Source organism: Streptomyces sp. SID12488, from assembly GCF_010548275.1.
GTDB lineage: Bacteria > Actinomycetota > Actinomycetes > Streptomycetales > Streptomycetaceae > Streptomyces.
On sequence record NZ_JAAGLT010000003.1, the window covers coordinates 179,364 to 204,235 of the forward strand.

The 24,872-nt window shown below is 71.3% G+C and carries 22 protein-coding genes; 13 read left to right on the top strand and 9 right to left on the bottom strand.

Annotated features, from left to right (window positions below; genetic code table 11):
- The first annotated feature begins 32 nt into the window (after positions 1-32).
- Positions 33-1,712, top strand: coding sequence for a DUF6350 family protein (locus tag G3I56_RS06905; RefSeq protein WP_164407978.1), 1,680 nt, complete (start codon positions 33-35; stop codon positions 1,710-1,712).
- A gap of 24 nt (positions 1,713-1,736) precedes the next feature.
- On the opposite strand, the gene G3I56_RS06910 is transcribed toward G3I56_RS06905, so the two are convergent.
- Positions 1,737-2,543: a hypothetical protein gene (locus G3I56_RS06910; protein ID WP_164407979.1), complete on the bottom strand. Its 807-nt coding sequence runs from the start codon at positions 2,541-2,543 to the stop codon at positions 1,737-1,739.
- A 294-nt stretch (positions 2,544-2,837) separates the two neighbouring features.
- Between G3I56_RS06910 and purN the strand changes: the two genes are divergently transcribed.
- Together purN and purH are read left to right on the top strand one after the other, a co-directional pair.
- Positions 2,838-3,467 carry a phosphoribosylglycinamide formyltransferase gene (gene purN / locus G3I56_RS06915; protein WP_164323430.1) on the top strand — a complete coding sequence of 210 codons (630 nt, stop codon included), beginning with the start codon at positions 2,838-2,840 and terminating at the stop codon, positions 3,465-3,467.
- Between the two features lie 17 nt (positions 3,468-3,484).
- Positions 3,485-5,056: a bifunctional phosphoribosylaminoimidazolecarboxamide formyltransferase/IMP cyclohydrolase gene (gene purH / locus G3I56_RS06920; RefSeq protein WP_164408197.1), complete on the top strand. Its 1,572-nt coding sequence runs from the start codon at positions 3,485-3,487 to the stop codon at positions 5,054-5,056.
- Between the two features lie 162 nt (positions 5,057-5,218).
- Here the strand turns inward: purH and G3I56_RS06925 are convergent, their stop codons facing one another.
- Positions 5,219-5,857, bottom strand: a complete 639-nt coding sequence (locus G3I56_RS06925; protein ID WP_164407980.1) for a hypothetical protein — start codon at positions 5,855-5,857, stop codon at positions 5,219-5,221.
- A gap of 294 nt (positions 5,858-6,151) precedes the next feature.
- On the opposite strand from G3I56_RS06925, the gene G3I56_RS06930 reads away from it, so the two are divergent.
- From G3I56_RS06930 to G3I56_RS06960, 7 genes are all read left to right on the top strand, one after another.
- Complete coding sequence (locus tag G3I56_RS06930) at positions 6,152-7,006, top strand: bifunctional methylenetetrahydrofolate dehydrogenase/methenyltetrahydrofolate cyclohydrolase (RefSeq protein WP_164407981.1); 855 nt, start codon at positions 6,152-6,154, stop codon at positions 7,004-7,006.
- 55 nt (positions 7,007-7,061) lie between these two features.
- Positions 7,062-7,520 (top strand): DUF3017 domain-containing protein, encoded by a 459-nt coding sequence (locus G3I56_RS06935; protein ID WP_164407982.1) that lies wholly within the window; start codon positions 7,062-7,064, stop codon positions 7,518-7,520.
- A gap of 96 nt (positions 7,521-7,616) precedes the next feature.
- Entirely contained in the window at positions 7,617-8,135 is a 519-nt protein-coding gene (locus G3I56_RS06940) for a helix-turn-helix transcriptional regulator (RefSeq protein ID WP_164407983.1), read from the top strand.
- A gap of 402 nt (positions 8,136-8,537) precedes the next feature.
- A complete protein-coding gene (locus G3I56_RS06945; RefSeq protein WP_164407984.1) occupies positions 8,538-9,821 on the top strand; it encodes an XRE family transcriptional regulator in 1,284 nt (427 codons plus the stop codon).
- A 406-nt stretch (positions 9,822-10,227) separates the two neighbouring features.
- Positions 10,228-11,217, top strand: coding sequence for a malate dehydrogenase (locus G3I56_RS06950; RefSeq protein ID WP_164407985.1), 990 nt, complete (start codon positions 10,228-10,230; stop codon positions 11,215-11,217).
- 207 nt (positions 11,218-11,424) lie between these two features.
- Complete coding sequence (locus G3I56_RS06955) at positions 11,425-13,206, top strand: hypothetical protein (RefSeq protein WP_164407986.1); 1,782 nt, start codon at positions 11,425-11,427, stop codon at positions 13,204-13,206.
- A complete protein-coding gene (locus G3I56_RS06960; protein ID WP_164407987.1) occupies positions 13,196-13,594 on the top strand; it encodes a hypothetical protein in 399 nt (132 codons plus the stop codon). Before G3I56_RS06955 ends, G3I56_RS06960 begins: the two co-directional genes overlap by 11 nt.
- Before the next feature lie 81 nt (positions 13,595-13,675).
- On the opposite strand, the gene G3I56_RS06965 is transcribed toward G3I56_RS06960, so the two are convergent.
- Entirely contained in the window at positions 13,676-14,041 is a 366-nt protein-coding gene (locus G3I56_RS06965; RefSeq protein ID WP_164407988.1) for a hypothetical protein, read from the bottom strand.
- Here G3I56_RS06965 and G3I56_RS06970 point away from each other — a divergent pair.
- Both G3I56_RS06970 and G3I56_RS06975 read left to right on the top strand, forming a co-directional pair.
- The gene (locus tag G3I56_RS06970) at positions 14,040-14,759 is read left to right on the top strand and encodes a hypothetical protein (RefSeq protein ID WP_164407989.1); all 720 of its coding nucleotides are present in this window, start codon (positions 14,040-14,042) and stop codon (positions 14,757-14,759) included. The genes G3I56_RS06965 and G3I56_RS06970 overlap by 2 nt on opposite strands.
- A gap of 93 nt (positions 14,760-14,852) precedes the next feature.
- Positions 14,853-15,989: a DUF5954 family protein gene (locus G3I56_RS06975; protein ID WP_164407990.1), complete on the top strand. Its 1,137-nt coding sequence runs from the start codon at positions 14,853-14,855 to the stop codon at positions 15,987-15,989.
- A 71-nt stretch (positions 15,990-16,060) separates the two neighbouring features.
- Here G3I56_RS06975 and G3I56_RS06980 read toward each other — a convergent pair whose 3' ends face one another.
- Complete coding sequence (locus G3I56_RS06980; RefSeq protein ID WP_164407991.1) at positions 16,061-16,540, bottom strand: hypothetical protein; 480 nt, start codon at positions 16,538-16,540, stop codon at positions 16,061-16,063.
- A 109-nt stretch (positions 16,541-16,649) separates the two neighbouring features.
- Between G3I56_RS06980 and G3I56_RS06985 the strand changes: the two genes are divergently transcribed.
- Positions 16,650-17,141 (top strand): carboxymuconolactone decarboxylase family protein, encoded by a 492-nt coding sequence (locus G3I56_RS06985; RefSeq protein WP_164407992.1) that lies wholly within the window; start codon positions 16,650-16,652, stop codon positions 17,139-17,141.
- A gap of 83 nt (positions 17,142-17,224) precedes the next feature.
- Here the strand turns inward: G3I56_RS06985 and G3I56_RS06990 are convergent, their stop codons facing one another.
- From G3I56_RS06990 to pabB, 5 genes are all read right to left on the bottom strand, one after another.
- On the bottom strand, positions 17,225-18,052 hold the full coding sequence (locus G3I56_RS06990; RefSeq protein WP_164407993.1) for an aminotransferase class IV: 828 nt from the start codon (positions 18,050-18,052) through the stop codon (positions 17,225-17,227).
- Between the two features lie 34 nt (positions 18,053-18,086).
- Complete coding sequence (locus G3I56_RS06995; protein ID WP_164407994.1) at positions 18,087-19,337, bottom strand: FAD-dependent monooxygenase; 1,251 nt, start codon at positions 19,335-19,337, stop codon at positions 18,087-18,089.
- Positions 19,334-20,923, bottom strand: a complete 1,590-nt coding sequence (locus G3I56_RS07000; RefSeq protein ID WP_164407995.1) for an AMP-binding protein — start codon at positions 20,921-20,923, stop codon at positions 19,334-19,336. Before G3I56_RS07000 ends, G3I56_RS06995 begins: the two co-directional genes overlap by 4 nt.
- Positions 20,924-20,991: 68 nt before the next feature.
- Positions 20,992-22,611 (bottom strand): benzoate-CoA ligase family protein, encoded by a 1,620-nt coding sequence (locus tag G3I56_RS07005; protein WP_164407996.1) that lies wholly within the window; start codon positions 22,609-22,611, stop codon positions 20,992-20,994.
- Positions 22,608-24,854, bottom strand: a complete 2,247-nt coding sequence (gene pabB / locus G3I56_RS07010) for an aminodeoxychorismate synthase component I (protein WP_164407997.1) — start codon at positions 24,852-24,854, stop codon at positions 22,608-22,610. Before pabB ends, G3I56_RS07005 begins: the two co-directional genes overlap by 4 nt.
- Positions 24,855-24,872: the final 18 nt, after the last annotated feature.

A 24,872-nucleotide genomic window follows, 5' to 3' on the forward strand; every position in this document is an offset into this window, starting at 1 on the left:
GTTACAGCGGGAAAGCGCGTGTCGTTGGGAGCATGGCGCTCGTGACCCAGACGACCGATCGCCGGCTTCCCTTCCTGTCCCCGCGTACCCGGGTCCGCTCCCGGGGCCGTTTCCGGTTGCGTGATCGGCTCCGCGACCGGTTGCGCGACCGTTCCCCCGGACTGGGCGCAGGCCTGCTCGGCGGCGCGGTCGCGGCCGGGCTCGGGCTCGGTTCGTTCGCCGTGCTCGTCATGGTGCTGTGGATCAGCTCGCCGTATCCGGACAGTGGACCCGACGGCGCGCTGCACATCGCCGCCGCGCTCTGGCTGCTCGCCCACGGCGCCGAACTCGTCCGCGTGGACAGCCTGTCCGGCACCCCCGCTCCCGTCGGCGTCACCCCTCTTCTGCTGCTCGCGCTCCCGGTATGGCTGCTGCACCGCGCCGCCCGCGACGCGACGGAGGGCCCTGAGGAAGAGGGTGCGACACAGGACGCGCCCCTCCTTCCCGCCCGTACCGTCTGGCTCGGCGTCGTCGCCGGGTATCTGACCGTCGGCGGGAGCGTCGCGCTGTACGCGGCCGGGGGCGGGCTGCGTCCCGACTGGGCGTGGACGGCCGTATGCGTCCCGCTGCTCGTCATGGCGGCGGCCGGCGCCGGGGTGTGGACGGCGTACGGCCGACCGTGCGGTCCCCTGTCGCCCCGGGTGCTGTATCTGCTGCCCAGGTCGGTACGCCGACGCGTGCTGGACCCGGATGCCCGTGGCCGGGGTCTGGCCGCCGGGCGGGCCGCCGGGGCGGGTACCGCCGTGTTCGTCGGGGGCGGGGCGCTGCTCGTCGCGGTGTCGCTGGTGGGGCACGGCGGGGCCGCCCGGGCCTCCTTCCTCCAGCTGACGGAGGCATGGTCGGGCCGGATCGCCGTACTGCTGCTCTGTCTGGCCCTCATCCCCAACGCGGCGCTGTGGGGCGCGTCCTACGCCCTCGGCCCGGGCTTCGCGCTCGGCGCGGGCCACGTCACCGGGCCGCTGGCCTCCGACCCGGCGCCACTGCTGCCACCGTTCCCGCTGCTGTCGGCGGTACCGGACGCAGGCCCGGGCACCCCGCTGGCCTGGGCGGTCACCGCGGTACCGGTGGCGGCCGGGCTGACCGTGGCCTGGTTCACGGCGCGGGCGGCAGGGGCAGGCTCCGGGGAAGGAAAGACGCCGTGGTCGGGCGGGCGTACCGCCGCGAACGCGGGTCTCGCCGCCACCCTGTGCGCGGGCGCGCTCGCGATGCTGGCCGCGCTGGCGGGCGGGCCGCTCGGGAGCGACGCGCTCGCCCATGTCGGGCCGGTGTGGTGGCAGACGGGCGCGGCGACGCTGGCTTGGACGGCCGCCGTCGCCGTACCGACGGCCCTGGGGCTGCGCGCGTGGCGGCTGCGGAAGCGGCCGAAGGCCACTGGCACGGACACCGGCACCGGCACGCTGAAGCTGACGCCCCCGACAGCGCCCGACGGGACGGGGAAGCCGCACGAGACGGCCGCCGACGACGCCTACGAGGCGAGCGACCCCTACGAGTTGGAGGCCGTCTACGACTTCCTCCCGGCCGACCTGCCGTCACCGTCGGTGTCACCGCCGCCCTCGCCCTGGTACGACGACACCGCGTCCCGCGAGGCCCGCTGGGCAGCACTCAAGGAGGCGTCGTCGACGCCACCACCGGAGTTGGAGCCGGAGCCGGAGCCGGAGGAGGCTCAGCCGTAGCCGTGGGCAAAGCTGTTCGCGGGTCTAGCTGTTCGTGCCGAACACCTTCTGGAGTGGCTCCGGGAGCAGGTCGTTGCAGGCCTTCTCGGCGGTGGTCGTGAGGGCGTCGTTCGCGCACGTGTAGTAGTCGCGGTACATGAACTGGAGGCTGAACGTCCCGGCGACCATGAGGAGTGCCAGGGAGGCCGTGACCAGACCGCTGATCGCGGCCGTCCGCTGCGGCCGACCTCCGCCACCCGTGCCCTGCGCGGGCGCCGGGGTGTCCGGGTTCGGGGTGCGGGGCTTGGCGCGCAGGGCACCGATGCCCCAGTTCAGGGCGAGCGCGCCGAGCAGCAGCGCCACGTACGGCCAGTTGAAGAGGGCGAAGAAGAAGGCCCACATACCGCACAGCAGTGCGTACCGCGCCTGGCGCTGGGCCGGGTCTGTCGGGTCCCAGCGCGGGTTGGTGCCCTGTCCGTCGCCCTGGCCCTCGGGGCCGCCCTGGCCTCCCTGTCCGCCGGACCGGCCGGTGCGGTCGCCGAAGACGCCCGGGGAACGGCCGGGCTGCCGGTCGCTCCACAGGCTGCCCCACGGAGAGTTGCCGCCGTCGCCGGAGGCGTCGTCGCCCGCCGGACGCCGGGGCTGCCAGGGCCTGTCCGGTGTGCCCTCCGGGGGCGGTGCGAACGGGTTGTCGTCCTGGGCCGCGCTTCCCTGACCGTCGTCGTTCGCGCCGGTACCGCCGGTGTCGCCGTTCTTCTTGCCCGAGGGCGCGTCGGGCGGGGACGCGGGGCGCTCCCGCAGCAGCACAGACTGCGGGGTGAGCGTGAGGAGTCGCAGGCTGCGGTCCGACATCAAGTGAGCGTCTTCCCCTTGTTGATCACGGCCGTTGGTTCACGGCTGTCGATACGGCTGTCCATTACGGCTGTTCGGCATGAGCCGCCACCCCGTGAACGCACCGCATGACCACGGCGTTCCCGGACCGGCTCCTCCCAGACGCTACCTTCCGGCCACGCCCCCGTCCCGTGGGGGCTGTCCGGAGTGCCGGTATCGTTGCTGGCGGTCGGCCGCTTCGTAGACTTCCCCGTATCCCGGGGCGCGAAGCATTCGTACGACCATACAAACGCTCCCCCGAGAAAGGGCCCCGCCGTGGCCGAGTCCCAGGCCGCCAAGCGTCTTGTCGTGCTGGTCTCCGGATCCGGTACGAACCTGCAGGCGCTCCTCGACACCGTCGCGGCCACCGGCACCGGGGCCTACGGGGCCGAGATCGTCGCCGTCGGGGCCGACCGTGACGGCATCGAGGGGCTCGCGCGCGCGGAGCGGGCCGGGCTGCCGACCTTCGTGTGCCGGGTGAAGGACCACGGGACCCGGGCGGAGTGGGACGCGGCGCTCGCCGGAGCGGTGGCCGCGTACGAACCCGATCTGGTGGTCTCCGCCGGGTTCATGAAGATCGTGGGCAAGGAGTTCCTGGCCCTGTTCGGCGGGCGGTTCGTGAACACGCATCCCGCCCTGCTGCCCAGTTTTCCGGGGGCCCACGGCGTTCGCGACGCGCTCGCGTACGGCGCCAGGGTCACCGGCTGCACCGTCCACTTCGTCGACGACGGCGTCGACACCGGACCGATCATCGCCCAGGGCGTGGTGGAGATCCGGGACGAGGACGACGAGAGCGCTCTGCACGAGCGCATCAAGGAAGTCGAGCGAAGGCTGCTCGTCGATGTCGTGGGGCGGCTCGCCCGCAACGGCTATCGCATCGAGGGACGAAAGGTAGTTATCCAGTGACCGCCGACACCGCCGACATCACTGTCACGGCCGAGAGCGACAAGCGGGCCCTTCGCCGGGCGCTCGTCAGCGTCTACGACAAGACCGGCCTGGAGGAGCTGGCCCGTGGCCTGCACGAGGCCGGCGTGGAACTCGTCTCCACGGGATCGACGGCGGGCCGGATCGCCGCCGCCGGCGTCCCCGTCACCAAGGTCGAGGAGCTCACCGGCTTCCCCGAGTGCCTGGACGGCCGGGTCAAGACCCTGCACCCCAAGGTGCACGCGGGCATCCTCGCCGACCTGCGCTTGGAGGACCACCGCACTCAGCTCGCCGAGCTGGGCGTCGAGCCCTTCGACCTGGTCGTCGTCAACCTCTACCCGTTCCGCGAGACCGTCGCCTCCGGCGCCTCGCCCGACGAGTGCGTGGAGCAGATCGACATCGGTGGCCCGTCGATGGTCCGCGCCGCCGCCAAGAACCACCCGTCGGTCGCCGTGGTCACCAGCCCGGCGCGGTACGCCGACGTGCTGAGCGCCGTACAGACCGGCGGCTTCGACCTCACCACCCGCAAGCGGCTCGCCGCGGAGGCCTTCCAGCACACCGCCGCGTACGACGTGGCGGTGGCCTCCTGGTTCGCGTCGTCGTACGCCCCGGTGGACGAGTCGCAGTTCCCCGACTTCCTCGGCGCCACCTGGGAGCGCGAGAACACCCTCCGCTACGGCGAGAACCCGCACCAGCCCGCCGCCCTGTACGTCAACGGCACGGGCGGCGGTCTCGCCAAGGCCGAGCAGCTGCACGGCAAGGAGATGTCGTACAACAACTACACGGACACGGACGCCGCCCGCCGTGCCGCGTACGACCACGACGAGCCCTGCGTCGCGATCATCAAGCACGCCAACCCGTGCGGTATCGCGGTCGGTTCGGACGTCGCCGAGGCGCACCGCAAGGCGCACGCGTGCGACCCGCTGTCGGCGTTCGGTGGTGTGATCGCCGTCAACCGGCCGGTCAGCAGGGAACTGGCGGAGCAGGTCGCGGAGATCTTCACCGAGGTCATCGTCGCGCCCGGCTACGAGGAGGGGGCGCTGGAGGCCCTCGCCAAGAAGAAGAACATCCGGGTGCTCAGGGCCGACGGCGCGCCCGCCAACCCGGTCGAGGTCAAGCCGATCGACGGCGGTGTGCTGCTCCAGGTGACGGACCGTCTCCAGGCCGACGGCGACGACCCGGCCAACTGGACGCTGGCGACGGGCGAGGCGCTGTCGGCGTCCGAGCTCGCGGAACTCGCCTTCGCCTGGAAGGCGTGCCGGGCGGTCAAGTCCAACGCCATCCTGCTGGCCAAGGGCGGCGCCTCGGTCGGCGTCGGCATGGGCCAGGTCAACCGCGTCGACTCGGCGAAGCTGGCGGTCGAGCGGGCGGGGGAGGAGCGTGCGCGCGGTGCGTACGCGGCCTCGGACGCGTTCTTCCCGTTCCCGGACGGCCTGGAGATCCTGACGGCGGCCGGCGTCAAGGCCGTGGTGCAGCCCGGCGGCTCGATGCGGGACGAGCTGGTCGTGGAGGCCGCGAAGAAGGCGGGCGTCACGATGTACTTCACGGGGACGCGGCACTTCTTCCACTGAGACTGAGACTGAGACTGAATACGGCTGCGGCCCACGGGAACTCCGGTTCCGGTGGGCCGCAGCCGTACGTTCAGGCGTGACGAGCAGCAGCCCGCGCCCGCTCTCGTCCTCGGGGCCGGCGTCACGCGTCACCAGCCGGGAGGAGGCGCCGGTGACCGCTGCCTACTGGTGGGCCGCCGGGTACTTCGCCCGGCCGAACCAGGCCGCGCCCTCGGACTTGCCGACGAACACCGCGACGAGGATGCCGAGCACGGTGTGGATCAGGCCGACGACGATGAACGGGTAGATGCCGAGTACGGCGGTGATGATCGCGAACACCATGGTGGTGATCCGGATGCCGCTGCCGCCGCTGCCGAACTTCGCGCCCAGGACGATCGCGAAGACGCCCCAGGCGACGGCGAACAGGGTGATGGCCCACAGGGCGCCGGCCGAGTAGTCGGCGAGCTGCTGGAAGTCGACGTCGTCCTTGAGCTGCTTGTCGTTCTTCGCCGCGTGGATCGCGACCGCGGACAGCGCGATGAGGATGGCGCCGAGCACCTGGAAGCCCGCGATGACGAAGAGCATCACGCGGGCGGCCTTCACATTGCCCGGCATCGTGAGCGGGCCGCCCGGGTAGCCGCCGTAGCCCTGCTGCCCGTAGCCAGGCTGCCCGTACCCCTGCTGGCCGAGCGGCGGGGCCGACGGGTAGCCGTAGCCGGGCTGCTGGGGCGGGGTCTCCTGGGGGTAGCCGTAACCGGGCGCAGGCTGCTGGGGCTGCTGCTGGGGCGGGCCGTAGGGGTTGTTCGGGTCGCCGAAACTCATGGCGGGGGTTCCTCCGTATGCGTCAAGTGCGGGGACGACGCGAGGCACCGAACGGAGGAAGGTGATGTACAGATGCGGTCCGCCCCCCGGCCCTGCCCGCGGCACTGTGCTGCCTGTCGCTTTATCGTTCTTTGTTCGCTTGTTCTTGTCCAGCCGCATTGTGCTTGTGTTGTGCAAGTGCAACATCTGTGATCATGCGGGTACGGCGCTGGGCACCCGGATCGGCACCCGGATCGGCACCCGGATCGGAACCCTGATTGGAACCCGGAGGCGGTCATCCGCGAGGATGGGGCCATGACCGCCCAGATTCTCGATGGCAAGGCCACCGCAGCCGCGATCAAGTCCGATCTGACCGCCCGCGTGGCGGCGCTGAAGGAGAAGGGCGTCACGCCCGGCCTCGGCACGATCCTCGTCGGGGAAGACCCCGGCAGCCAGAAGTACGTCGCGGGCAAGCACCGCGACTGCGCGCAGGTGGGCATCGCCTCCATCCAGCGCGAACTGCCCGCCACGGCCACCCAGGAGGAGATCGAGGCGGCGGTCCGCGAGCTGAACGAGGACCCCGCCTGCACCGGCTACATCGTCCAGCTGCCCCTCCCCAAGGGCATCGACGAGAACCGCGTCCTCGAACTGATGGACCCCGACAAGGACGCGGACGGCCTCCACCCGATGAACCTCGGCCGCCTCGTCCTGAACGAGCCGGCCCCGCTGCCCTGCACCCCCAACGGCATCCTCGCCCTGCTCCGTCGCCACGGCGTCGAGATCAAGGGCGCGGAGGTCGTGGTCGTCGGCCGCGGTGTCACCATCGGCCGCACGATGCCGCTGCTCCTGACCCGGCGCAGTGAGAACGCGACGGTGACGCAGTGCCACACGGGTACGCGTGACCTGGCCGCCCATCTCCGCCGCGCCGACATCATCGTCGCCGCCGCGGGCTCGCCCCACCTCGTCCGTCCCGAGGACGTGAAGCCGGGCGCCGCCGTCCTCGACGTCGGTGTCTCGCGCAACGACGAGGGCAAGATCGTGGGCGACGTTCACCCGGGCGTCGCCGAGGTCGCCGCCTGGATCTCCCCGAACCCCGGCGGGGTCGGCCCGATGACCCGCGCCCAGCTGCTCGTCAACGTGGTCGAGGCGGCGGAGCGCAGTGTCGGCTGAGGCGGAGGACAGGCGGGCGGAGCCCGCGTCGGCGTCCGCGCCGGCATCGGGTGAGGTGCCCGAGCCCACTGTCGTCGACCCCGTCAGCGCGCCGGACGCCGAGGGGCGTCCCCGGCGTACGACGCGTCGCTTCCCCCTCTTCACGCGGGACACCGCGCGACCCGAGGGAGGCGGCCGGGCGGCTTCGGGGGACGCGCCGGCGCCCGTTCGGCAGTGGCCGATCCTCGTCGTGCTGGGCACGGTCGGGATCGGGCTCCTGATGACCGCGCTCGACGTGTTCCGGTACGGGCTGCTGCTGATCGGGGCCGCGCTGCTGGCCGGCGCGGTGCTGCGCTGGGTGGTGCCGGACGTCGGGATGCTCGCCGTACGGTCCCGGTTCACGGACATGGTCACGTACACGGTGCTGGGTACGGCCATCGTGCTGCTGGCGATGATGGCGCAGCCGAGGCCGTGGCTGACGATCCCGTTCCTGGACGACACGCTGCACTACACGATCAGCAGCCAGGGCGGGTAGGGCCGTAGACCGTACTTCGGCCCGGCGGGAACCGTTGCACCCTCTGACGTCGTCAAATGCCTCGGACCGGCCGACGAACGCCTAGGAGGACGCGCGATGAGCGCCTGGCAGCCGCTGCCGGACGATCTGCCGCCGGAGGTGCGGCACTTCGTCGAGCAGGTGCGGCTCCTCAAGGACCGCACCGGGCTCAGCCTCGCCGCGCTGGGCGCGCGCACCGCCTACAGCAAGTCCTCCTGGCAGCGGTACCTCAACGCGACCCAGCCGCCGCCTCGGCAGGCGATAGCCGCCCTGTGCCGGGTCGCGGGCCTCACCCCTGCCGACGCCGAGCGCTTCGGCGTCCGCTGGGAGCTGGCGGTGCAGGCCTGGCCCCGGCCGTCGGCCCCGGATCCGGCGAAGCCGGAGCGGCAGGACGGGGTGGACGGGGCGGACGGGGTGTACGAGGAGGAGGTGCCCACCCTTCCGTGGTGGGTGGAGTCCGGGACCGGGTCCGCAGGGGTCTCCGGGGTCTCCGGTGAGAGGCCCGTGGACTCGTCGCGGCGGGTGCTGCTCGTCGCCGTACTCCTCGTGCTGGTGCTCGCGCTCGTCTCTGTGGTCGGCGCTGTCGCTTTTGGTTGACGGTGTTGAGGGAATGTGACATCCATGCGTCCGAAGTGACCGTTCTTGTGCTTTCTGTGGGGCGATGTGTCGATAAGTTCGAGGAACCGCAACCGGGGCGCAACGCGACAGGGTTAATGTGGTCAATCGGGGTGGTCCGGGGTGTCCCGCGCGTTATCCAGGGGTTCGGTCGGCCGTGGGGGCTGTCGGTGGAACACTGGACCGTAGGCCGGGGGCGTGCAACGGTGCACCTTCAGGCCCGACAATGCTCCTGTGCGCCCCCACCCCGGGAACCGAGATCCTTACTGGGCGCATCCGTGTGGGTAGTCAGGACAGTCAGGAAAAGGATTCGGCCAAGGGATCCACGGCACCACCACGCACGGGAGAACAACCGGCACGACCGGGGGGAATGAGGGGGAAGCAATGCCTCGTTGGAGGGCCTTGCCGGATGAACTGGATCCGCAGGTCAGGGAGTTCGCGAGCCAGCTGCGCAGGCTCGTGGACCGCAGCGGCCTGAACATCGCGGCGCTGGCCGACCGCACGGGCTACAGCAAGACGTCGTGGGAGCGTTATCTCAACGGCCGGCTGCTCGCGCCCAAGGGTGCGATCGTCGCGCTTGCCGAGGTCACCGGTACCAATCCTGTGCACCTGACCACGATGTGGGAGCTGGCCGAGCGCGCCTGGAGCCGCTCGGAGATGCGCCACGACATGACGATGGAGGCAATCCGGATCTCGCAGGCGCGCGCCGCGCTGGGGGAGTTCGGGGCGACAGCCGTCGAGACGAAGAACGGGAGCGGCAAGAGCGGGCGGTCCGCCCGGAGCGCGACGGTGACTCCGGGAATCGCCGGACCCGCCGGCGTCTCACCGACCGTGCCGCCGCAGCCGACGGCCACGGAGACCCGCGACTCGGCGGGCGACGTGCGGGCCGGCGCGGCACGCGGCGGTGTTTCCGGCGGCTCGGTGAGTTCCGCGAGTTCGTCGGGTTCCGTCTCGGCCGAGAGCAACTCGTGGGGCATGGCCGGGTACCAGGGACCGGCGGCGAGAGGTGGCGCCGGGGGGCGCCCGGCCTCGCCCTCGGGACCGGCCGGATCCTCCGGGGCCTCGGGATTTCCGAGCGCGCCGCCCTGGACTCCCGGTACGCCCACGGGGGCGCGCGGCGAACCGCCGCAGGACGCCCGGCCGGCCGGCAGCGGCGGATCCGGCGGTTCGCGGCGCAAGCGGCGGCTCACGATGTTCCTCGCGGGCGTTGTGGGAGCGTCGGTGGTGGTCGCGGCGGCCTGGTTCTTCACAAATCAGGGCGACGACACGCCGGAGGCGAGCAAGCCGAGCGCCTCTCCGACCACCTCGGTCGGCACGAATCCCGACCTGCCGGTCGGTGTGAAGTGCAGCGGCGCCGCGTGCACCGGCAAGGACCCGGAGAACATGGGCTGCGGCGGCGAGCTGGCGCAGACCGCCAACAGCGTCACCGTCGGCACCACACTTGTCGAGGTCCGCTACAGCAAGACCTGCCAGGCGGCGTGGGCGCGCATCACACAGGCCGCCCCGGGCGACCAGGTCGACGTCACCGCCTCCGGCGCGGCCAAGCAGGCCGGCGCGGTCGACACGGACACCGACGCGTACACGCCGATGGTGGCCGTGAAGGACGCGGGCGACGCGACGGCGTGCGTCACGCTCAAGGCGACCGGGCAGAAGGGCTGCACGCAGTAAGGCTGTACGCAGTAGGTCCGCACCCAGTGGGGCGCGGGCCCAGGGCACCCTCCCCTCGTACGGAATCGCGGACTCGCGGAATCGCCGTACGAGGGGAATGCCCGGCCCGATTCGGGGCAGGCGGGGAAGTACCCCCGCGGAGTCCGGCAAGGTCGGTCCCCGTGCGACGGCCGCTCGTCCCCTCTCCCCCCCCGGACGAGCGGCCGTCGTTTGCCGTGACACCCTGAACGCGCACGGCGAACGCGACTCCGCGAACTCGGCTCTGTGGGGTGGGCCACACGGGACCCGTACATCCGGGATCCCGGATGCGCGATAGCCTGACGGCGGATCTCTCTTGACGCCAAGAGATCGATCATCCGAACCGGGGCAGCGACGCCCCACCGCCAGCTGTCCTACGGAGAACGCCATGACCCGCACTCCCGTGAACGTCACCGTCACCGGCGCGGCCGGCCAGATCGGTTACGCCCTGCTCTTCCGCATCGCCTCCGGCCAGTTGCTCGGCGCGGACGTGCCGGTCAGGCTCCGCCTCCTGGAGATCACCCCGGCGCTCAAGGCCGCCGAGGGCACCGCGATGGAGCTGGACGACTGCGCCTTCCCGCTGCTCCAGGGCATCGACATCACGGACGACGCGAACGTAGCCTTCGACGGCGCCAACGTCGCCCTCCTGGTGGGCGCCCGCCCGCGCACCAAGGGCATGGAGCGCGGTGACCTCCTGTCGGCCAACGGCGGCATCTTCAAGCCCCAGGGCAAGGCCATCAACGACAACGCCGCGGACGACATCAAGGTCCTCGTCGTCGGCAACCCGGCCAACACCAACGCGTTGATCGCCCAGGCCGCCGCTCCGGACGTACCGGCCGAGCGCTTCACCGCGATGACCCGCCTCGACCACAACCGCGCGCTCACGCAGCTCGCGAAGAAGACGGGCTCGACGGTCGCCGACATCAAGCGCCTGACGATCTGGGGCAACCACTCCGCCACCCAGTACCCCGACATCTTCCACGCCACCGTCGGCGGCAAGAACGCCGCCGAGGTCGTCAGCGACGAGAAGTGGCTCGCCGAGGACTTCATCCCTACCGTCGCCAAGCGTGGCGCCGCGATCATCGAGGCCCGTGGCGCGTCCTCGGCCGCCTCCGCCGCCAACGCTGCCATCGACCACATCCACACCTGGGTCAACGGCACGGCCGACGGCGACTGGACCTCCATGGGTATCCCGTCCGACGGCTCGTACGGCGTCCCGGCGGGCCTCATCTCCTCCTTCCCGGTCACCACGAAGGACGGCGTGTACGAGATCGTCCAGGGCCTGGACATCAACGAGTTCTCCCGCGCCCGTATCGACGCCTCGGTGCAGGAGCTGGCGGAGGAGCGCGACGCGGTGCGCGGCCTCGGCCTCATCTGAGCCCCAACAGCTCTTCTCACGAGCCCCGTTCAGGCTTCGGCCGGACGGGGCTCGGGTGTGTCCGGCTCCGCCCGCGCCGCCTCCGCCTTCGTGAGCGGGGCCCGTCGGCCCTGACAATCCGCTGTCCCCGGAACGTCCGTACCTCTATGCTGATGGGCTGTCAACTGGCCCTTTTGTAAGGGCCGTTACACGCATCGGGGGAGTCGCGTGAGTACCGCACACGTGCCGCAGCAACCACAGCCGACACCAGCCGTACCACCCGCACCGGCGCCCACACCACCGCACGCCAGTGAGGCCACCCGGCTGCTGTGCGCCGGCACCTATCTGGACTCCGGATACCGCGACCGGGTCATCGAGGAACTGCACCTCAACGAACAGCGGATCGTGGCGCCCTCACTCGGCTTCGACGCGGCCCGCGTCCTCGCGCACGCCCTGCGGGCCAGACGCCAGGAGCTGATGTGGGCCGGGGCGATCCTGGGGCTGTGGGTGATCGGCGCGGCGCTGACCGGCGGTCTGCTGGCCCTCTTCCTGCTTCCCGTCGTGTACATCGCGGTCGGGTCCTGGATCCGGGGCCGTGCCGCGTACCCGCCCCTGTACCGGCGGGTGCCCGCCTTCCTGCTCCGCTGGTGGGGCCGGTTCCTGTTCGCGGTGCTACTGCTCCTCACGGCGGCCGTCGCGTTCGGCGTCCTCGACAACGACTCGTCGAGCGGCTCGTCCTCCGGTTCGTACGACTCCGGCCTCTACGGCGGCAACGCCTTCTCCGACTCGCCGAGCGCGTCCGACGTACTGGTGCCGTCCAGCGACAACGTCGACAGCCTGATCAACCCCTGGCAGGCCTGGATCACGTTCGCGATGTTCGCCCTGATCGCGCTGTGCGTGGCCGCGCAGCGGGGCCAGTTCGCCAAGGCGCTGGCCGCGGAACTGTCCCCGCAGCGCTTCCCGGACGCCGCCTCGGACCCGGCCGAGCAGGCCGAGGGGCTGCGGTTCCAGCGGCTGAAGGACCGTATCCGGCTCGAACAGCACGCGCCGTTGATCATGTATAACGAGGCGCGGCCGTTCCGAGGGGCGGGCGCGGCCTACCAGACGTGGGTCCTCGCCGTGGAGTTGCGGCCCGACGCGATGAAGAAGCAGCAGCCGCTCGGCAACCGAGTCGTACTGGAGAAGATCCGGCCGCTGATCGAACAGCTGCGGCTGCCCGCTGAGTACGCCGGTCAGCTCGGGCGGGACCGGCTGCGCCGGCTGGAGATCGACGAGTGCGTGTTCCTGCCCGCCGAGGGGATCCTGCGGCGCGACGAGGCGCCGTACAACCCGCAGGCTTTCGAGGATCACCGGGCGCGCGCGGTGGAGGAGGGTGCCGAGAAGAGACGTCATTTCCTGCGCATCCGCGTCGGCGGCTGGGAGGAGGAGCTGGTCGTCACGGTCTTCGTGCGCATCCATACCCAGGGCCGCATGCTCACCCTGGAGGTCGCCCCGCACGTCCTGACGCCGGTGCGCGAGGACTTCAAGAACGCCGACCGCGCCGCACACCGCTTCCGCCACAACAACGCGCTCGGCAAGGGCGCCTGGGCCGTCGCGCAGGTCCCCGGCTCCGTGGCCCGCTCACTGGTGACGCTCGGCAAGGGCCTGCTGTACGTCTGGCGGCTGCTGACCGGCGGGTACGCAGGGGCGCTGCCCGACGGGCCGAGCCTGTCCGTGCGGGAGCTGGGCTCCGTACCCCTCGGGTCCGACTTCCAGGAGATGGACGTCCTGCGCTACCTGAAGAACGTGCAGGACCGGGTGGCGAACGGGGTGCGGATCGCGCTGGCCGAATCCGGTTACCAGACCGGCGAGTTCATGCAGAAGATCACCACCATCAACAACAACGGCGACGTGACGAACAATTTCGCCCGCGTCGACAACAGCACCTTCGCTATCGGCAGTAACGCCACTGCCTCCTCCACGACCGGCGGCGCCGCGCCGCAGACGGGATCCGGCACCGATGGCCACTGATGAACCGAACGAACTGAACTCACCGAACGAACTGAATGCACCGAACGAACCGAGCGTCAGCATCGGTGATGTCTCGCACAGCACCTTCGCCGTCGGCAGCCACGCGCGTGCCGTCGCCCACCACGGCACGGCTCCCCAGCGCGACGAGGCGGCCGAGGAACTCCTGAAGGCGGTACGCGAGTTGCGCGCCGACCTGACGCGGGTGCGCGCCAGCGAGGAGACGGAGGCACTGAGTACGGCCCTGGCGGAGACGGAGGAGGAGATCACCCGCACCGGCCGGGCGGCTCCCACGCGCCGGGAAAGACTGCGGGAGCTGCTCACCGACTCCCAGACCCTGCTGAACGTGCTCGCCTCGGCCGGTGCCGTGGCGGCCCTCCTGGGGATGTGAGGGGACCACGATGAGCGGGGGATCGCGGTACTGGAACGAGGAGACCCAGCGCTGGGAGGACACCGGGAGCCACGGCGGCGCTCAGACGACTCCACCACCACCACCTCGACCGAACTTCCTGCCGACCGGCCCGGGACCGGGACCGGGACCGGGACCGGCGGGATCGGACGACGCGTCGGTGTCCGGGCCACCGGCAGCCGATCCGGCGGGTGCGAGTGCGGGTGAGTGGCCGCCTGCGCCCGCGCCGGCCGAGGCGCCCACGGTGTCCGCGCCCGTCGGGTGGCCGGGAGCCGCAGCGCAGGGCGTCTGGCCGACGCCGACTTTTGGAGAGGCCACGGCGGACGACGTCGGCCGCCCTCCTTCCGGTGAGGGGGCGAACGCGTCCTGGCCGCCCGCCGGTCCGCCCGCCGCGCCCGTAGGCACCGGTGGCCAGAGACGGCGGCTCATGCGGTCCGTGCTCATCGGCGCTGCCGTCGTCGCCGTCGCCGCGAGCCTGGTGCTGACCTTCCTGGTCGGCCGCGGAGACGACGACAAGGACAAACGGACGACCACGGCCCACGAGTCCACGGCGTCCCCGACATCCCCGACGCCCGTCACGTCGGAGCCGACGGACATGACCGGGTCGCCCGCCGAGGGCACGGCCTCGCCCTCCGTGTCCGCGTTCGCGTCCGAACCGCCCGTCGGCTACGCGGTGTACGCGGACCAGGAGGGCTTCCGGATCGCACTCCCCCAGGGGTGGACACGCACCACGGTGGACTCCTCGTACGGCATCCGTGTGGTCAACTACCGCAGTTCGGACCGCGCCCGCCGGATTCAGGTGTACCAGGTGTCGGAGCCGTCGCCGGCCGAGTCGTTCGAGCTGTATCTCTCGGACGAGACGGCGAAGGCGCCCGGTTTCGCGAAGCTCGGCCTGGAGACCCTCGACGACGGCACCTTCACGGGATCCCGGCTGGAGTATCTGGCCGACTCGATACGGGGCGAACCCGACCCCGGCACCTGGCACGTCTACGACGAGCGTTTCGTGGCCTCGGACAGCAACATCTACGCCATCGCCGCGTACGGCCCGGACTCGGACGGCCGCGACGACGAACTGGAACTCCTCAACACGGCGTTGGCCTGGTTCTGCCCGCCCTTCGGCGCCTGCGACGAGGTGGGACAGGACTGACGGAGTGTGGATTCCACAGGATTCCACAGCTGAGACCCCCTGAATTCGGTGAAATCGGGTGTCTGGCAGGGCCGTTGTGTGCACGCTCAGTGCATGACCGACTACAGGGATGATGTTCCGGCGTATCTGACGATCCGTGTCACCGCCCAGGAGGGCCCGATCGCGGCCTTCGCGGAGCAGGAGGCGGGGGAGGCCGCGCGGCGGTATCCCGACCTGATGGGGCTGGGCATCCCGGAGTTCTTCCATGCCAGGGAGTGTGAGACAGGCGGCTGGGAGCTCTACGGCTACGGCAGCGACACCCCGCAGGGCTCCCGGGACTCCCTCGGCTCGGTGTTCCGGCTGCGCGCCAGCGAGGCGGAGGACGCCGGGGACGAGGTCGCCCGGCGCAAGTGGATGGCGGCGGCGGTACGCATGGACCGGGAGGTCGTGAACGACGTGCGGGTGCGCGGCGAGCGATTCCGGATCGTGCGCGCCTCCCGCTTCGTCCGGATGGGGCCGAACGGGCCCGAGCCGCCCCGCCCCTCCGACCCCGACCCGGCGGAGGTCGGCGAGGCGTACCGGGTGGGACCGCGCACCAAGGGTTTCGTGGTCGACCCCATCACCGGTACCGGGCTGTCCGACGGCATCCTCAAACTGGACCTCATCCAGTTCGTCGGCATCGCGCCCGGCGCACCGCAGGCGGTCCGGGACGAGGCGCGACGGGCACTCCACACGCACCCGGGCGGGGTCCTGCTGCCCGCCGTCTACATGATCTCCGAGCGGGTGGACGGGAGTTGGCGTGCGCACAACCCCGGCTCCTCCGACTCCACACCCCAGGGCGCGCGGGACTCCCTGGCCTACTGGCTGCGCGTGATGGCCCCCTTCACCCTGAGGCTGAGTGAGGAGAAGGCAGCGGAGTACGCCCTGATCGCCGACCACGTCGACGAGAAGCGTTCCAACGGCGCGACTGTCGACGGCATCCGCTACCGCGTCACCCGGGTCGAGCGCCTGATCAGGGTCGGCCCCGACGGCCCCGAGGGCCCGCGCCCCTCCGACTTCGACCCCGAACCGCCCGTCGACGTGCAGACACGCCGGCTCAAGGAACAGGGCCTGTGGAAGGAAGAGGACGACGAGCCCGTCCAACTCAGCCAACGCAGCATGGAGTTGAAGAGCCGCTGGGAGGCGGAGGAGGAGCGGCGACGGGTGGCGCGCGAGAGGAAGCAGGCGAAAAAGGGCACGGTGGAGGGGTGAGCGAGTAGGGAGGTCTACCGGGGCGGGCCTCCGTACGTTCACGGACTACGCGGTCTGGGAGCCCCCGCCGGTCAGCCTGTTGACGGGGCCGGCCTGACAGTGACCAGGAGTGGCGCACGGACGCCGAGCCGGGCGGCGGAGTCGGCGACGACCTCCGCCAGCCAGCCGATCGCGTCGCACGACCACTCGGCGAGTTCTCCGCGCAGCACCACGCCATGCACGGCCGGGCCGTTCCAGAAGCTGTCGTGGAACGGCGGGGCGAGGGCCGGTTCCGTGACGCCTCCGCCGGTGACGTCGTGGGACTCGCACACGAACACGTCCTGGCCCAGGCAACCCAGGTCGTCGGTGAGTTGCTTCGCGACAGCGAGGACAGAGGGGTCGCGACCGCTGCTGACGCCGACCTCCACAAGTGTCCGCGCTCGCGGATCGCGCTCGGCGAACCAGTCGACCGTGCGCATGGACAGCACGGTCGCGTACGGCGGACGTGACGAGGCGTCGAGCCCGTCGACCGGCATGAGGATCTGTACGGCGGAGAGCCGCAGTGTGCCCACCCGTACTGCTGTGCTCTGTCACGTCGGCTCCTATTCCGTTTCCGATATTTTCCGTCAGTTCCTTCAGCTTGCTGATCCCGGAGTACTTTTCAGCGTATACAGTAATCCCATGACCATCACTGAACCCATATCCCGAGTCGCCCTCAAGAAAATCACCCCCGAGGTCTCCGCCTCGATGGGCGCGCTGCACGGCGCCGCCGTTTCCGCCGCGCAGGATGCCAAGGTCGAGCCCGAACTCCTGGAACTGATCAGGATTCGCGCCTCCCAGCTCAACGGCTGCGCGTTCTGCCTCGACATGCACACCAAGGACGCCCGCGCCCAGGGCGAGACCGAGCAGCGGATCTACGCCCTGAACGCCTGGCGGGAGACCCCCTTCTTCACCGAACGGGAGCGCGCCGCACTGGCGTTGACCGAGGCAGTGACCCTGGTGCACGACGGGCACGTCCCCGACGACGTCTACGCCGAGGCCGCCTCCGTCTTCGACGAGGCACAGGTCGCCGCGCTGATCTGGGCGGCCACCGTCATCAACGCGTACAACCGGATCGCCATCGCGACGCGGATGGTTCCCGGCGGTTATCAGCCGGTTCGGAAGAGCAGCTGAATTCAGATACAGACATGAAGGGGTAGGGGGACGGTGAATTCGCATCACCCTCCCCCTACCCCTTCTTTTTTCTTACCTTTCGGTTATTGCAGCGGCTCCGTCAAGCCCTCCAGCCATTGCCGCCATTCAGCGGCCCGCACTGCGCGCCCCGCCCGCATAAGCGGCTGAGTTCCGCCCGTCCATTCCGTCACCGGGCGGATTCCGTGCAGCGCGTTCACGAGCCACACCTCGCGGCCGTCCAGATCGGCGAGGGTGCGTTCGCGGTGGGCGACGCGGATGCCGGTGCGCTGGGCGCGTTCCTGGATGAGGGCGACGGTGACTCCGGCCAGGACGGGGAGCTGCGGCGAGGGCATGCACAGGGTGTCGTCCTCCCACCACAGGACGCTGGAGTGGATGCCCTCCAGGACCAGGCCCGAGGGGGCGATCAGCACCGCCTCGTCCGCGCCCTCGGCGACCGCCCGTTGCCGGAGTCGGGCCAGGATGTCCAGGTCGGGGCCCTTGCGGCGGGGGACGGTGCGCGGGTCGGTCTGGCCGGCCGACCAGACCCGTACGCCCGTGCCGAGCGGTGGTGCGTGGCGGAGAAGGAGCCTCAACTCCCTTGACTCGGCGCCTAGTTCGACCCGGGGGAACCACTCCCCGGTGCGCGGCAGCGCGACGGTCATGTCCCGCCAGAAGTCCACCAGTTGGCGCAGCGAGGGACCGCCGGAGTCGCCGCACGCCCGCAGGAAACGCTCCCGGTGCCGGCCGAGGCCGCGTACCCGGCCGTCGCGCAGCAGCCAGGAGTCGGCGACCACCAGTCGCTCACCGACGGTCGGCACGTAGCTCTGTGCGTCCGGCCCGGTCAGGCCCCGGCGCGGCGACCACGCCAACAGCCCTTCCGTGGCTGCTGGTTGTGTTGCTGTTCGCGTCATCAAGTGCTCTTTCTTGCTTTTCTTGATACCTCGGTCAGTACTTGCGGCCCGCCACCGCCGGTGCCCCGTTCCGGGGCCCGTACGGCGCGTGCTCCAGCCACGATCCGCACCACGGCAGCACCGGTGCGAGTGCCGCCGCCGCGCGCTGCTTGGCCCGGACGATCCGCCCCCGTGGCCGCAGATGGTCCAGCGCGTTGCCGGCGGCGGCGCTGTTGAACACGGCCGCGGCGTGCCGCACTTCGGCGAACTCTGCGACCGCTCCCACCAGCCCCGTCCGGGCCACCGCAGCTATCGCCTCCGCCGCGGCAGCCGCGTCCGCGATCCCGCTGTTCATCCCGCGCGCCCCGAACGGCGGGAACAGGTGCGCCGCCTCCCCGGCGAGCAGCACCCGCCGGTGCCGGTCCGTGAACGCGTCCGCGACCTTGCGCAGAAAGCGGTACGTCGACACCCACAGGATCTGCGACCCGTACCCGGGTGCCTCCAGGACCGACGGCAGCCACTGCCGTACGGCCTCCTCAGTGCCGTACGCCTCCTGCGGGTCGTCGTCGCGGCACTGGAGGTCGATCTGGAAGCCACCGGTGAACGGCACCCGCATCACGCTCCGGCCGCCCACGCCCGGGTGTTCGTAGTGGAAGACGCGCTCCAGGGGGAGTTCGGCGCCGGGGATGTCGGCGACGTCCACGACCACGTGGAAGCCCTCGGACCGTGTGCCGTCCATGGTGATCCCCAACTCCGCCCGTACGGCGGAGCGGGCGCCGTCGGCGGCCACGACGTGGGTGCCGCGCCAGACGCCGCCGTCGGAGTCGGTGAGGGTGACCCCGGTCGGCGAGGACCGGACGCCCGTCACCCGTACGCCCCACGCGAACTCCACGCCCGCGTCCCGGCAGGCGGCCCGCAGCAGGCGCTCGGTGTCCACCTGGCGCAGGCTGGTGAAGGGCGGGATGTTCGCGGGCGCCTTCGGCTGCTCGGGGAAGGTGCGGGAGTAGACCTCGCGGCCCCGGTACAGCGTGCGCCGGGTGTGCCATGTCCGCCCGTACGACGCGAACTCGGCGGCCAGGCCCGGACGCATCCCGTCCAGCAGCCGCAGGGTCTCGCGGTGCACGAACAGGGCGCGGCTGCCCGGGCGTTCACGGTCCTCGGGGTCCGCCTCCAGAACGAGGACGGGCAGCCCGTGGGCGCGCAGACCGAGGGCGGCCGAGAGGCCGACGGGACCCGCGCCCACGACCAGTACCTGCTCCGCCGTCCGTTCTGCTCCCTGTGCCGCTTCCTGCCCCGGGGGTGTCATGTGCGTGCGCCCTCGGCGAGCATGCGGGTGATCTCCACCCGTTTCACCTTCCACGTCGCTGTCATCGGCAGCTCCTCGAACCGCCACTGACGGGGCTCGGCCATCGTCGGCAGATCGGCGGTCGCCTGACGCCAGCGGTCCGGGTCCAACGGCATCTCGTCCCGTACGCACACCACCGGCACCGGCTCACGGTCGGCGCCCGCCACGATGACGACCTCGCGCAGCTCCTCCAGCCGGTCCATCAGCGTGTCCTCGACCTCCAGATTGCTGTGCACGGAGTCGATCTGGTCGACCTCGCGGTCGATGAGATACAGCGCGCCGAGCCTGCTCCGGTACCCCATGTCGCCCATTTGCCACCACCCGTCGCCGTCGAGCTGGCGCTGGTACTGCTCGCGCGCTCCGAGGTAGGTGAGGATGCGCCCACGCGTGCGGGCCTCGATGCGGCCCGGCTTCCCGGGCGCGGCGGGCCGGCCGTTGTCGTCCGTGACCCGGACCCGGGTGAAGCCGGGTATCCCGATCCCGACCCGGCGGCCGTCCGCCTTCGCGACACTGCGCCGGGTGAACCACTGGAACGCGACCGGCCCGGTCTCGCTCTGCCCGTACAGCTGGATCAGCCAGGCGTTACGGCGCTTCGACGCGCCCAGCAGCCGCCGTACGGTACGCGGATGGATCGCGTCGAACGTCGACCCGTACGACCGTACGCGCGAGAGGGGTTGACCCGGTGCGTCCGCCAACTCCTCCCACAGCACGAAGGTGTTGGGGTGGGTCTCGACGATGCCCGGGCGATGGCGGGCGAGCAGTGGGCCCACGGCGGCCGGCGTCGGGTCGGTGATCAGGAGCAGCGGGCTGCCGAAGTGCAGGAGTACGCCGAGGAGATGGTAGAAGCGCGAGTGCACGAAGGACATGTGAAGCGCGGCCGTCTCGCCACGCGTGGGCCAGCCCATCGCCTGCTGCGGTACGAGGCGGTTCCACATGGTGTTCGCGCAGTGCACGGCGAGCTTGGGTATGCCGGTGGTGCCCGAACTGTGGGTGATCAGGGCGGGTTCGCGGGGGTGGAGGCGGACGGGGGCGGCGGGCTCGGCACCCGCGTACATCGCCAGGGGCTCGGCCCCGGGCGCGTCGGCGGCATCGGCAACGGCGTCGACGGAGAGGGTTCGGCGTACGAGCGGGGAGAGGTCCAACTCGCTCAGCGGGCCGGTGAGTTTGGCGCTGTCGGTGAGCAGCCAGGGGCGCTGCAGCCGGGCCAGCAGTTGTCCGACGACCGGTCCGGCGAGGCCGGGGGACAGCAGCACGGGGACCGCGCCGATACGGGAGACGGCACAGGTCAGCAGCACGATGTCGACGTTGTCCGTCTTGTGGACGACCACCTGCTCGGACGGTCGCACTCCGGCCGCCCACAGTCGGGCCGACAACTCCTCGACCAAATCGGCGAGTTGGCTGTAGCTGAGGTCGACGCCGAGCTCGGGGCTGACGTCGAGCGGCCGGTCCAGGGTGACGAAGACGGCTCCGTGCCGGTCGGCGGCCCGCCGGAAGGCCGGGCCCAGATAGAAACCGCGGTCGGCGAGCAGGGGCTGCGGCTGTGGCATGCGCCCGTTCCCTTCTGAAGTACGGCAGGCAGTCGTGGACGGTGTGGGGGTTGCGGTGGCCCCTGGGGTCACCAGGCGCCCTGGCGGACCAGATGGCGGCGGAGTTTGCCGGTCGGGGTGCGGGGCAGTGACGGGACGAAGCTGACGCTCCGGGGGGCCTTGAAGGCGGCGAGACGGGCGCGGGCCAGCTCGATGAGTTCGGTCTCCAGGCCCGCCCGGACCTGCCCGACGGGGACGACGAAGGCACGCAGCCTGCTGAAGCCCCGCTCGTCGGTGAGAGCGGCCACGGCGACCTCCTTCACCGCCGGGTGGGTGCGCAGTACGGCCTCCACCTCCAGCGGTGAGACCGTGATGCCGCCGACCATCTCCATGTCGTCGGCGCGGCCCAGATGTCGGTAGGAGCCGTCCGGTTCACGCACCGCCCGGTCCCTGGTGGCCAGCCAGCCGCCGACCAGTGAACGGGCTGTCTCCTCGGGCCGGTTGAGGTAGCTGCTCGTCACCGTGGGCCCACGCACCCAGAGTTCACCCTCGGCGCCTTCGTCGGCGTCGGACAGCGGATGCCCGGCGCGGTCGCGCAGCTCGACCTCGAAACCGGGGACGGGACGGCCGACCGTACCGGGGTGGTTGTGGTCGAGGCTGTTGGCGCAGAAGGCGTGCCCGGCCTCCGTCGAGCCGATCTGTTCCAGCACGGGCGCGCCGAGCAACTCGCCCACCTGCTGCCGGAGTCCGTCCGGCAGACCCTCGCCGGCCGACACGGCGGCCCGTACGGAGGCGAAGCAGGCCTGGTGGCCGTTGCCCCGGTCGGCGACCAGGGCCGCGTACGCGGACGGCACGGAGTAGAGGAGCGTCACCCGGTGCCGGGCGACGAGTTCGTCGACGGCGGCCGGGGCCGGACGCCGGTCGACCAGGACGGCCGACGAGCCGGAGAAGAGCGGGAAGACGAAGGCGTTGCCGAAGCCGTATGCGAAGTACAGCTTCGAGACGGACAGCGTGACGTCGTCCTGGGTGATCCGCAGCAGACGGCGCCCGATGAGGTCGTGGTAGGTCTTCGGGTCGCCGTGACAGTGCACAACTCCCTTGGGGTGCCCGGTGGTTCCGGACGTGTACTGCACGTACAGCGGAGTGTGCGCGTCCACCGGGTGGGCGGTGGCGGCCGGTTCGGCGGTGGGGGCGAGGGCGGCGAGCTGGTCGGCGCCGAGGACGGGCCGCCCCGCGAAACGCCCCTCTCGCCCCGCTCCTGCTCCCTCTCCCTCGCTCTCCTCCAGGCCGGGCCCGGTCACGCACAGCACGGCCTCGGCGTCCTCTGTCATGAACGCGTGGTCGGCGGGCGGGAGTTCGGGGTTGACCAGGACGGCCACCGCGCCGAGCCGGGCGGCGGCCAGGAAGACGGTCACCCAGGTGATGCCGTCGGGTAGCGCGAGGAGCACCCGGTCGCCGGCCCCCACCCCGTGCCGGGCGAGCACCGTCGCCGTACGGGCGGCCAGCTCGTGCACCTCGCCGTGCGTCCAGGAACGGTGCCCCTGATGGCTCTGGTGGAAGGCGGCCCGGTCGCTCCAACCACGCCGCTCGGCGAGGGCGGCGAGATGGGTGGCGAGGTTGCCGGGCGCGTCGGCATCAGCGGGGGAGTGGGAGAGGGAGGACACGGGGGCAGGAGCCGGGGGTGCGGTGGTGGACGGGTGGGTCGTCATCGGGCGGCCTCCTCGGCGGTGGCCGACCAGGACGAGGGCTGCGGGTGCAGGTCGTACTCCGCGCGCTCCTCGTCCTCCTGGTACTTCTCGTACTCCTGGTACTGCTGGTAGGCCCGCATCTGCGCGGCCGTCTTCAGGAGCATCTCGTCGTACTCCGCGACCGGGTCCGAGGCGAGGACGATCGCGCCGCCCGCGCCCAGCTGCATCTCGCCGTCGGCGATCACGGCGGTCCGGATCACGATGCTGAGATCCGCGCCGCCGCTGCACCCCAGGTAGCCGAGGGCCCCGGAGTACACGCCACGGGCCTCGGTCTCCAGCGAGTCGATGATCTCCATCGTGCGGAGCTTGGGCGCGCCCGTCATGGAGCCGCCGGGGAAGCAGGCGCGGATCGCGTCCACCGAGTCGGTGTCCTCGCGCAGCCGTCCCTCGACGTAGGAGACGAGCTGGTGCACGGTCGCGTACGTCTCGGCGACCATGAGCCGGGAGACTCGTACCGTGCCGGTGCGGCAGACCTGGCCCAGGTCGTTGCGGAGCAGGTCGACGATCATCAGGTTCTCGGCGCGCGTCTTGTCGTCGGCGGCGAGCGAGTCCCGGAGACGGTCGTCCTCCTCCGGGTCGTCGCCACGCGGGGCGGTGCCCTTGATGGGCCTGGCCTCGGCCATGCCGTCCCGGGTGATCCGCAGGAACCGCTCGGGGGAGGAGCCGGCCACCTCCAGGTCCCCGAACCGCAGGAAGGCGGCGTACGGCGCCGGGTTGACGCGGCGCAGGACCCGGTAGTAGTCGTACGCGTCGGCCGGGGCGGGCAGGCGGGCCGCGTTGGTCAGACAGACCTCGTAGCTCGTGCCGGCCGTCAACTCCCGTCGGCAGGCCGCGATGTCGGCGAGATAGGTGGCCCGGTCGCGCACCAGCCAGGGTTCCGCCGAGGCGGGATCCGGGTCGGCGGCCGGTACGGGGTGCGGCGGCTGCTGACCGGCCACGAAGGAGAGTTGGGCCAGCGCGCTGTCGAGCCAGTCGGCGGCCTCCAGAGTGGCCTGCGGACCGTCCTCGGCGACGCAGACGGCGTACGTGTAGCCCTCCTGGTGGTCCACCGCGATCAGCCGGTCGGCGAACAGCCAGCAGGCGTCGGGGGTCTGGGCCTCGTGGACGCCTGGCGAGGCTCCGCAGTCGGCCTTCGTCTCGTACCCGAAGTAGCCGACGTATCCGCCGGTGAAGTCGAAGGGCAGGCCGGTGGCGTCGACATGACGGTTCGTCAACTGTCGCTTCAGGTAGTCGAAGACGCTCGCCCTGACCTTGCGCGTCGGCCGCCCGTCCCGCTCGATCTCGCAGACGCCGCTCGTGACGTCGTACCGCACGAACTCGGCGAGCGGACCGGACCCGTCCCCGAAGAACGAGAACCGCGACCGCCCCTTCTCGACCTGTGAACTGTCCAGCCAGAACGCGCGCGGTGAGCCGGCGTACATCCGGCCGAAGGCGGCCTCCGTGTCCACGGCGCCGGCGATCCGGCGGGTGTGCAGCCGGTGCGTGGGCCGCTGCTGCGGGGAGCGCCGCTGGGCGGGGATACGGGCGGTACGGGGGATGAGCACCGGGGAGGAGGGCTCGGGCATCGCCGCCGCGGTGCGGGTGACCGCGGTGTTCTTGGTACGGAGCTTGCGGGCGCGTTCCGCCGTGAGGTTGCGGAAGTTCATGAGCATGCGGCGCCCGTACTCGGTGAGGACCGACTCCGGGTGGAACTGCACTCCCCACAGGGGGCGGGTGCGGTGCCGCAGCCCCATCAGGACGCCGTCCTCGGCCCAGGCAGTGGCCTCGAGGGTGTCGGGCAGCGGCTCGCGCACGGAGAGGGAGTGGTAGCGCACGGCGGTGAAGTTCTGCGGCAGCCCCTTGAAGAGGTCCCGCTCGTCGTGCCGGATCGTGGAGAGATGCCCGTGACGGGGCTCCGGGGCGGGCACGATCCCGCCGCTCTCACCGAGCGCGATGCCCTGGTGGCCGAGGCAGACGCCGAGTACTGGTATCCGCGACTCGGCGAGTACACGCGCGCTGATCCCGAAGTCGCGGGGGGCGGCGGGGTGCCCGGGTCCGGGGGAGACGACCACGTTCTCGAACTTGTCGAATTCCAGCAGACTGTCGACTCTGCTGGTCAGCGTGTCGTTGCGGATCACCGTCGGCTCTTCGCCGTTGACCTCCGCGATCAGCTGGAACAGGTTGTACGTGTACGAGTCATAATTGTCGATGAGCAGGGTCTTCACCCGCGCCCACCTCCCTTG

Bases quoted from the DNA above. Each gene is read 5' to 3' on its own strand.
- G3I56_RS06905 (WP_164407978.1), top strand. From the start codon at position 33: ATGGCGCTCGTGACCCAGACGACCGATCGCCGGCTTCCCTTCCTGTCC.
- G3I56_RS06910 (WP_164407979.1), bottom strand. From the start codon at position 2,543: ATGTCGGACCGCAGCCTGCGACTCCTCACGCTCACCCCGCAGTCTGTG.
- G3I56_RS06925 (WP_164407980.1), bottom strand. From the start codon at position 5,857: ATGAGTTTCGGCGACCCGAACAACCCCTACGGCCCGCCCCAGCAGCAG.
- G3I56_RS06930 (WP_164407981.1), top strand. From the start codon at position 6,152: ATGACCGCCCAGATTCTCGATGGCAAGGCCACCGCAGCCGCGATCAAG.
- G3I56_RS06940 (WP_164407983.1), top strand. From the start codon at position 7,617: ATGAGCGCCTGGCAGCCGCTGCCGGACGATCTGCCGCCGGAGGTGCGG.
- G3I56_RS06945 (WP_164407984.1), top strand. From the start codon at position 8,538: ATGCCTCGTTGGAGGGCCTTGCCGGATGAACTGGATCCGCAGGTCAGG.
- G3I56_RS06950 (WP_164407985.1), top strand. From the start codon at position 10,228: ATGACCCGCACTCCCGTGAACGTCACCGTCACCGGCGCGGCCGGCCAG.
- G3I56_RS06960 (WP_164407987.1), top strand. From the start codon at position 13,196: ATGGCCACTGATGAACCGAACGAACTGAACTCACCGAACGAACTGAAT.
- G3I56_RS06970 (WP_164407989.1), top strand. From the start codon at position 14,040: ATGCGGTCCGTGCTCATCGGCGCTGCCGTCGTCGCCGTCGCCGCGAGC.
- G3I56_RS06965 (WP_164407988.1), bottom strand. From the start codon at position 14,041: ATGAGCCGCCGTCTCTGGCCACCGGTGCCTACGGGCGCGGCGGGCGGA.
- G3I56_RS06975 (WP_164407990.1), top strand. From the start codon at position 14,853: ATGACCGACTACAGGGATGATGTTCCGGCGTATCTGACGATCCGTGTC.
- G3I56_RS06985 (WP_164407992.1), top strand. From the start codon at position 16,650: ATGACCATCACTGAACCCATATCCCGAGTCGCCCTCAAGAAAATCACC.
- G3I56_RS06990 (WP_164407993.1), bottom strand. From the start codon at position 18,052: ATGACGCGAACAGCAACACAACCAGCAGCCACGGAAGGGCTGTTGGCG.
- G3I56_RS06995 (WP_164407994.1), bottom strand. From the start codon at position 19,337: ATGACACCCCCGGGGCAGGAAGCGGCACAGGGAGCAGAACGGACGGCG.
- G3I56_RS07000 (WP_164407995.1), bottom strand. From the start codon at position 20,923: ATGCCACAGCCGCAGCCCCTGCTCGCCGACCGCGGTTTCTATCTGGGC.
- G3I56_RS07005 (WP_164407996.1), bottom strand. From the start codon at position 22,611: ATGACGACCCACCCGTCCACCACCGCACCCCCGGCTCCTGCCCCCGTG.